We start from the raw sequence: 1,529 nt of genomic DNA on the forward strand, positions 1-1,529 counted from the left end.
CACCTGGATTCTCTGGACCTTTGCTTGTTTCTTTTTCATTTGTAATTTGAAGTTTTACTACTTCAATTTTTTGATTAGAAATCGTAAATTCAATTTCCTTATCAGATAACTCATAACCTTCTGGCGCTTGAACTTCTTTTAAAATATAATCTCCTGGCTCTAGTTCTTTCGAAGTTGCTTTACCATTTTTATCTGTTGTTAATGTGTCTATTTTTGTTCCATCTTTCAAAATTTCAAACACTGCGCCTGCTAATTTTTTATTTGTATCAGTAGCATCTACCTTTGTAATTTCTACTTGACCTTTAATTTTTTCTTTCACTTTTTCATTTAATACTTCTTGCTTTATTACTGTATTTGCAACAACATTTACTTCTACCGTCACTTCTAACGCTTTATAACCTTCCGGTGCTTTCGTTTCTTCTAACGTATACTTTCCTGGCACTAAGTTTTCGAATTTCACAACACCGTCTTTATTCGTTGTTTTCGTTTCTCCAACTACTTGACCAGTTTCATTTTTCAGCTTAAATTCTGCACCCTCTAGAACTTTTCCGCTCTCTGCATCCTTTTTGATTACTTGTAAGCTTCCTAGTTCTTTTGCATTTTCTACTTGTACTTGCACTACTTTGTTTGCTTCCACAACGACTTCAATTTCTTCTTTCAGCAATTTATACCCTTGTGGTGCTTTCGTTTCTTTTAATGTGTATGTTCCTGGTTCTAATTTCTGAGAGATTACTTTACCTGTTTTATCTGTTCGTAATGTCTCTACTTTTTTACCATCTTTATACACTTCGAATTCTGCGTCTGATAATACTTTCGCTTTATCTTCTGCATCTACTTTTACGATTTCGAATTGACCAAGACTCTTACTATTCGTTACTTTTACATCAACAATTTTTTCACCGTCAACTGTTACATGAATTACTTGTTTTGTTAACTCATAACCTTCTGGCGCTTTTGTTTCTTCTAACGTATATTCACCAGGCACTAGTCCATCTACTTTAACAATTCCAGACTTATCTGTTGTAATTCCTTCTTTTACAACATTCCCTTGCGCATCTTTCAATGTGAATTCTGCGCCCGATAAACGTTTCGCTTGATCTTTATCATCCGTCTTAATAATTTGTAGAGAACCTAAGATTCTTTCGTTTTCCGCCTCTACTTTTACTACTTCTTTCTCGTTTTGTATTGTTACTTTCCATTCTTTATTTGAAAGCTTGTAACCTTCTGGTGCTTTCGTTTCTTTCACTGTATATTCACCTAATGGTAATTTTGGTGACATCACTTTTCCACTCTCATCTGTTTTCAGTTCCGCTACCTTTTTACCATCTTTATATACTGTAAATTCTGCATCTGATAATACTTTCGCTTTATCATTCGCATCTACTTTTATAATCTCAAATTGACCTGTTACTTTTTCATTCATAACTTCTTGTTTTACTACTTCATTTGCTACTACGTTTACTTCGACTGTTACTTCTACTGCTTTATAACCTTCTGGCGCTTTCGTTTCTTCTAACGTATACTTTCCT

Annotated in this window: 1 protein-coding gene; it reads right to left on the reverse strand. The window is 33.9% G+C overall.

Translation table 11 applies throughout. The features are described from left to right. The coding region (locus tag MR083_RS26465) for an MSCRAMM family protein (RefSeq protein ID WP_277931492.1) at positions 1-1,529 on the reverse strand (1,529 nt) is incomplete at both ends.

This window comes from Bacillus cereus group sp. BfR-BA-01408 (genome assembly GCF_022663305.1).
GTDB lineage: Bacteria > Bacillota > Bacilli > Bacillales > Bacillaceae_G > Bacillus_A > Bacillus_A pacificus.